The following is a 6,120-nucleotide window of genomic DNA, read 5'->3' as shown; positions in this document are numbered from 1 at the left end:
GGCGCACTGATCGCTCTCAGTATTGCTGCAATCGCATCCAGTTCGTGGATGAGAGGGCTGGCATTTCCCGTCGGCACAGTATCAAGCTCCTCGACATTCACGGAGGTGATGCGCACGGTCATAGAACTGGCACCCGCTATTGCCATCGGCGCGGCGATCGTATGGTGCGGCGTCAACTCGGTGGGTCGAATGACTGCCGTCATCTTAAGCCTGATTCTGCTGTGGATGGGGCCCGTCTTTATCACGGCGGTTAGCTCCGCCGCGGGCACCCGGGTGCTCGCACCCTATCCGTCCGAGATGCTGGAGTATGGTGTGCAGGTGTTCAGGAGCGCACTCCTCATGCCCGAACTTTGGGCATCCACACTAGCCATCGCGGTCGGTATCGCGGCGGTCGGTCTCGTGGGCTTGCGGAGCGCCAGCAAGGTGTCCGCGCGGAGCGATCAGGCCAGCGGAACCCGCTAGCGTCGCGCCGCGCAGACGTTCGGGTGAAGTCGACTGAGCGCCGTCCGTTGGGCCCAACCACCGATAACGGCCATGAGGCGCTCGAAAGCAAGGGCCGAGCGCTCCTACCGTTTCTGTTGACGATCATGCCTGTTGACTAGCAGCAATCCGCCCAAGCCGATGATGGTCGCGAGCAGAACGACAGCGGCGTCGAGGATGGTGCTCAGCATGTCCGGTACTGACTCCACGGTCACGTCGATATCGAATGGAACCATGCGCACAACGTACCGCGGTCTTCGCAAGCGCAAGCCCCGCAAGTACCCCGAGCGGAGTCATCCCCAGCATCCTTCGCTGCCCTTGAACCATACTCACGCACCACACCAAAGGCGTCCAACTCCTCGTCGCGCTCACCCCCGAGGGCGGACCAACATCGAGTAATTGCGCAAGATCGTGCGGCCCGCGCATTCTGAGTTCGTCAAGGTGATCAAGTGGATCTCGCCCAACTGGTCGCTTGACTGCGCAGACATACTCCCCCGTGAAGGCGCCCGGCGCGGAGCCGGTGCGCCTCACTCTGCATCAGGTGCCATAGATGTCGAGAGAAAGTCCGCAGCATTCACAGTCGCCGGCGACCCGAACGGGATGCTGGGGTGGCACCTCGATATCCAGGCAAGCCTCGCGACACCAGGGCTCGACGTGAGTGCGAGCGTGGATAGTGATGGTGCTACGGGCCTCGATGGAGAGCTCCGAGCGAATCTCTCAGCTGCAGCCCTAAGATTACTATCTAGTAATGAAATGAGGTGATACCCGTGACCGCGAGGATACTAATCCGCAGTTCGCGCCGCGCCAGCGGGCTGAGTCAGAAGGTGCTCGGCGAGCGATCGGGTGTTGCCGCGTCATCCCTCTCTCTAATCGAAAGTGGGGAACGCATCCCCACTGTGGCCACTCTGGAACGGCTGCTGGCGGCGACCGGGCGCTCACTGGTGAGCATCCCTACCCGTCGAGCAGACGCCGCGAAAATAGCTGAGCAGATCGCCGCATCGCTAGGTGACGGTGAACCAGCGAGCGCGCTACGCCATTTCATCCAGCTGAACGACAACCTCACAGCGGAGCACAACGAGGTGCGGTTCGCGCTCACGATTGCCGAGCCGTCGCCCACCGGCACGAAGCATTGGGATGCGGCAATCGCCGCACTCGTCGAGTATCGCTTGCAGGAAGAAGGGCTGCCAGTCCCAACCTGGACATGCGATCCAGCCCGCACGTTGCGTAAGTCCTGGACATTCAGCGCAGGGCGCTACGTCGTTCCGGTTGATCGCACGCGAGTACCGAAGGCGTTCCTCGACCGTAAAGTCCTCATCGACGAAGACACCCTCATGAGCTACTGATGAGTCTTGACCGTGCCGACTTGATCCGTGGGCTCAAAGCAGTTGTCACGCTCCTGCGGGAGAGAGGTGAACCTGCGGGCATCCGCATCATCGGCGGGGCAGCCCTGTCTCTGCGGTATTTCGAACGCCGAACTACTGAAGATGTCGATGCGAAAGTGCACCCGCCAGAGTCGACCCTGGAGGTTACGGCGGAAATTGCCACCGCCAACGGCTGGCCCAGCGACTGGCTCAACACGAAAGCCGATCACTTCATCCCGACGTCCAAAGATGTCGGATGGGAATCCCTCTACGTCGATGGCGCTGTGAGCATCTGGGTCGCATCCGCACCTGCTCTATTGGCGATGAAGCTGCGCGCGAGGTGCTGCCTGACAAGGCCCTGCGCATGCTCGACGCGATCTTCACGCAGGGACTGCCCGACGTTCCCGAGGAACCACCACGGCCCGATTTCAGGTGAAACGTAGATCGGCGAGTCGGCGCGGTGTAGTAAGCGCTGGGCATTGGATAGATTCACCCCATGCTCAAGCAATACGGCACCGTCGCCGAGTTTCTTACCGCGCTCAACCCCGAACAGCGGGCCGAGGTTGAGGAGCTGCGCGAGATTGTGCGGTGCGCGCATCCGGAGCTCGTCGAATCGATCAAATGGAACTCGCCCAACTGGTCGCTCGATGGCACCGACCTGCTCACCGTGAACGTGCCGCGCGCAGGGTCAGCGCGCCTCATCCTGCACCAGGGTGCGACGACGGAAGATAGGGATGCTGCGTCGAGCTTCACGGGCGACCCGAGCGGAATATTGCAGTGGCATTCCGACTTTCGGGCGAGCCTCGCGATGCCCGCGCCTGACGCGCTCGACGGCGCGCGTGCGGGCATGGTCGCGCTAATTCGCGCTTGGGCTACCGCGTCGTCGCCCCGTAGCACCCCACTGCTAGCGTGAAACCGTGATCCACAAGCTCACGCGCGACGAGGCCCGCCGCATCGCCGTAGGTGCACAGTTGCTGGATGCCGACCGGCCCGGTGACGTAGTGGAGGTCGCCGAACAGCTCGGTGCGATCAAGATCGACCCGACCGCGACGATCGCGCCGGCCGAGCACAGCATCCTGTGGTCGCGCATAGGGTTGGGCTACGACACCGTGCAGCTGTTGAAGAATGTGGAAAGGGATCGGCTGCTGTTCGAATTCGACGGCTCGTTCCGACCGATGAGCCTGCTGCCGCTGATGATGCCCGCCATGCGGCGCTGGCCGCAGCGGGCAAGCTCCCGAGAATGGCTGCAGGCGAACGACCGGTTTCGCACCGAGGTACTCGCCCGGCTGCGCGCGGAAGGGCCGATGCTGGCCGCCGACATCCCGGACACCGCCGAGACGGCGCGCGACACGTCGGACGGCTGGTACGGCGCGAGCCAGGTAGTGCACATGCTCGACTCGCTACTGCGGCAGGGAGAGATCGCCGTTGTGGGGCGAAAGGGCCGCCACCGCTGGTGGGATCTCGCCGAGCGCGTCTACCCGCAGAATCTGCCGGAATTCGAGCTGGACGAGGCCGAGTGGATGCTGGCCGAACGCCGCTTGCAGGCCGCCGGTATTGCAAAACAGAAGTCACCGTGGACCCCGATTGGTGAAGCGGGAGAGGCGGCGGTCATCGAGGGCAGCTCCCGCAAGTACCGTGTCGATCCGCGGGCGCTCGACTCGCTTCTAGAAGACCCGGGCGGCCGCGTGGCGTTTCTCAATCCGTACGACGGGATGCTGTTTGACCGCCCACGCCTGAAGGAGATCTTCGAGTTCGACTACGTGCTCGAGCAGTTCAAGCCGAAGTCGCAGCGCAAGTATGGCTTCTTCGCGCATTCGATCCTGATGGGTGATCGGTTCGTGGGGATGCTCGATGCCGAAGTGAATCGCGAGCGCGACCTGCTCACCGTCAACGCGGTGCACGAGCTGCTGCCGTTCGATGCGGAAGAAGACGAGATGGTGCGGGCCGAGATCGTGGCGCTTGCAGAGTGGCTGGGTGTGAGTGTGTCGGCGAGGTGAGCCAATCAGCTCAGCTGCGATGCTGGCCATTCACTGCCCTGTTACCGAGCCTCCGCAGCACGATTTCGAAGTCGGGCCGGGGAAGACGGGGGCGTCTGGGCAACGTATGGCACAGTGCCATACGTTGCCGGAAGGCATCCCCTAACCCCGAGCTACTCGAGAACCAGCTTGTCGAGATCCAGCCCGACCCAAGACCGGCTGATCCTTGGATTGAAGCCAGATAGTCTCGCCTCTATGCGCGCGATTCCCGACACGATGGATGCCGCGATCGTCGCCGCCGTCGACGATCGCCTGCGCCGGGTGGAACGAGAGAACGGCGTTCGCATCCCCTGGGCGATCGAGAGCGGCAGCCGCGCGTGGGGGTTCCCCTCCCCGACAGCGACTACGACTGCCGCTTCTTCTACATTCGCGCCCGCGGCGCCTACCTCACGCCCTGGCCCGCGCGCGACGTGATCGAGACCCCGCTCGACAAGATCTTCGACGTGACGGCTGGGATGTCGTCAAGGCCGTGCAACTGCTTGTCAAAGGCAACGCGACTGTCACCGAGTGGCTGCGGTCGCCGATCGTCTACTTCGGTGACGAAAGCTTTCGAGACGGGATGCTGCGGCTCGCGGCATCCCTCTACGATCCCGTTCGCGCCGGGCGGCACTACCTGCACGTCGGCCTGCAGCAGCGCGAGGGGCCGCTAGAGCGGCTCACTCTCAAGCGGCTATTCTCTGCGTTGCGACCGGCAGTGACACTGCTGTGGCTGCGCACCAACCCGGGTGAGGGCGCGGTGCCCGCCGTCGTGACGGCATTCATTGCCCGTGAGCTGTCGCTCGCCCGCGACCTTTACGAAAATGCCGACCCCACAGTGCATCCGGACGCCATTGCGCTTGCCGAGGAGTGGTTCCGCGGGGTCGCGGAGGGGTGAGGGATCGGGCGCGCGGCACCGTTCGAACTGGTGGCCCTGGCCGGGATCGAGGAGTTCATCACCAGCGCGACACGCGTGAGCGACTCGGGCCTGTTGCCGTCCAGGACGAGATTGATCAGCGTGCCGAAAACAGCGAAGGCAACGTAAGCACACGCATCCGCTCACGGGAGGGAGCTGGAAAGCTGCACGATGGTCGCCGCGTTGGCGGCTATGCGACACTGGGACGATGCTGAGCAGACCGAGAACGGGAAGAGTAATCGCCGGAGTCTGTGCCGGAGTCGCGCGACGATTCGACATGACCGCCACGACGGTTCGCGTCATCACGGTGGCGAGCGTGCTGCTCGCGGGGTTGCCCGTGGCGGTCTATGTCGTGCTGTGGATCGTCATGCCATCCGACGACTTCTGAGCCGCGCAGGTGGGTGAGCGGGCTGCCTTATTCGACCCCCCACGCTTCGTCTCGGTTCACGAACGTCTTCTCCTCCACAGGGTGTCGTCGCACCTCTTCTCCACAGATTCCTGAATGTTCTTCACATCTATGTTCTATTTTGAGATCATTGAGACATGGCAGAAATCGAAGATCAGTTCGGCGGCCTGCTCCGTGCGGTTCGCTTGGCTGCGTCGCTGCTGCCCACTTCGGTCGCGAGTGTCCGTCAGTTGGGTGACGCAGCGCTGCTGGCAACCGAACGCGGGCTTGCCCAGCGAGAGGGTTTCCGCACAGCTCAGAAGCTCGTGCAGCATACGACAGGCTCCACTGCTCGGGATGCCTCGACGCTCGTCTTGGTCGGCTCTATTGTGCACGACGCCGACGTTGACCAGGTCGCGCTTGGTGGGGCCGAATCGCTCGAACCGTGGCTCGGTGCTGTCGGATCCGCCGTGCAATCCGCCACTCTTGGGGTCGACGCCGCGCAGGCGATCCGCTCAGGTCTTGGCAGCCCCACGCCTTCTGTCACCCAGCAGCAGCTTGCCCGCGCCGTCGCTACGCTGCTTGCGGAAGCCGACTCACTAGACGTTGATCAACTATTCCTCCGGGCACGGCACCTGCGCGACGAACTAGACCTCGAAGGTGTCGCCGACCGAGAGCAGCAAATCCACAACGAGCGCTCGATCAGGCGCGTGCGGCGGCCCAACGGGCTGAGCCGTTACATAGTCGATCCCGACCTCGAATCGGGAGCGTGGTGGGACGACCTCTACGACAAGCTCACCGCCCCGCGACGCGGTGTGTGTTTCGTCGACGACGCCGAGCGTGCCTGGGCGGACAAGGTCAACGCCGAACTCGGCACGGCGCACGAACGCACCACCGACCAGTATGTGTACGACGCGATCACCGAGCTGTTGCGAATCTGAGCCAGTGCCGAAAGCCCGCAGAGTC

The 6,120-nt window shown here is 63.5% G+C and carries 7 protein-coding genes and 2 pseudogenes; 8 read left to right on the top strand and 1 reads right to left on the bottom strand.

Going from position 1 to position 6,120, the window contains the following annotated elements; genetic code table 11:
• Positions 1-462 (top strand): annotated as a pseudogene (locus RMN95_RS06045) (hypothetical protein); the annotation flags it as partial.
• A gap of 104 nt (positions 463-566) precedes the next feature.
• Here RMN95_RS06045 and RMN95_RS06040 read toward each other — a convergent pair.
• The gene (locus RMN95_RS06040) at positions 567-716 is read right to left on the bottom strand and encodes a hypothetical protein (RefSeq protein ID WP_309616045.1); all 150 of its coding nucleotides are present in this window, start codon (positions 714-716) and stop codon (positions 567-569) included.
• A 531-nt stretch (positions 717-1,247) separates the two neighbouring features.
• Here RMN95_RS06040 and RMN95_RS06035 point away from each other — a divergent pair.
• The 7 genes and pseudogenes from RMN95_RS06035 (at position 1,248) to RMN95_RS06000 (ending at position 6,095) form a co-directional block, all read left to right on the top strand.
• Positions 1,248-1,823 carry a helix-turn-helix transcriptional regulator gene (locus RMN95_RS06035; protein WP_309616044.1) on the top strand — a complete coding sequence of 192 codons (576 nt, stop codon included), beginning with the start codon at positions 1,248-1,250 and terminating at the stop codon, positions 1,821-1,823.
• Positions 1,823-2,284 carry a hypothetical protein gene (locus RMN95_RS06030; RefSeq protein WP_309616043.1) on the top strand — a complete coding sequence of 154 codons (462 nt, stop codon included), beginning with the start codon at positions 1,823-1,825 and terminating at the stop codon, positions 2,282-2,284. Before RMN95_RS06035 ends, RMN95_RS06030 begins: the two co-directional genes overlap by 1 nt.
• A gap of 53 nt (positions 2,285-2,337) precedes the next feature.
• Positions 2,338-2,754 carry a DUF1801 domain-containing protein gene (locus RMN95_RS06025; protein WP_309616042.1) on the top strand — a complete coding sequence of 139 codons (417 nt, stop codon included), beginning with the start codon at positions 2,338-2,340 and terminating at the stop codon, positions 2,752-2,754.
• Positions 2,755-2,758: 4 nt separating this feature from the next.
• A complete protein-coding gene (locus RMN95_RS06020) occupies positions 2,759-3,838 on the top strand; it encodes a DNA glycosylase AlkZ-like family protein (RefSeq protein WP_309616041.1) in 1,080 nt (359 codons plus the stop codon).
• Between the two features lie 234 nt (positions 3,839-4,072).
• Positions 4,073-4,751 (top strand): annotated as a pseudogene (locus tag RMN95_RS17125) (DNA polymerase beta superfamily protein).
• Between the two features lie 226 nt (positions 4,752-4,977).
• Entirely contained in the window at positions 4,978-5,157 is a 180-nt protein-coding gene (locus RMN95_RS06005; RefSeq protein ID WP_309616039.1) for a PspC domain-containing protein, read from the top strand.
• A gap of 155 nt (positions 5,158-5,312) precedes the next feature.
• Entirely contained in the window at positions 5,313-6,095 is a 783-nt protein-coding gene (locus tag RMN95_RS06000) for a DUF222 domain-containing protein (RefSeq protein ID WP_309616038.1), read from the top strand.
• Positions 6,096-6,120 lie beyond the last annotated feature (25 nt).

Origin of the sequence: Salinibacterium sp. (assembly GCF_031364185.1) — a bacterium.
Classification (GTDB): Bacteria; Actinomycetota; Actinomycetes; order Actinomycetales; family Microbacteriaceae; genus Rhodoglobus.
The sequence above is the reverse complement of the archived record's forward strand: the minus strand, read 5'-3'. Positions and strand labels throughout refer to the sequence as shown.

Excerpts from the sequence above, each read along its gene's own strand:
- RMN95_RS06040 (WP_309616045.1), bottom strand. The coding sequence starts at position 716 with ATGGTTCCATTCGATATCGACGTGACCGTGGAGTCAGTACCGGACATG.
- RMN95_RS06030 (WP_309616043.1), top strand. The coding sequence starts at position 1,823 with ATGAGTCTTGACCGTGCCGACTTGATCCGTGGGCTCAAAGCAGTTGTC.
- RMN95_RS06025 (WP_309616042.1), top strand. The coding sequence starts at position 2,338 with ATGCTCAAGCAATACGGCACCGTCGCCGAGTTTCTTACCGCGCTCAAC.
- RMN95_RS06005 (WP_309616039.1), top strand. The coding sequence starts at position 4,978 with ATGCTGAGCAGACCGAGAACGGGAAGAGTAATCGCCGGAGTCTGTGCC.
- RMN95_RS06000 (WP_309616038.1), top strand. The coding sequence starts at position 5,313 with ATGGCAGAAATCGAAGATCAGTTCGGCGGCCTGCTCCGTGCGGTTCGC.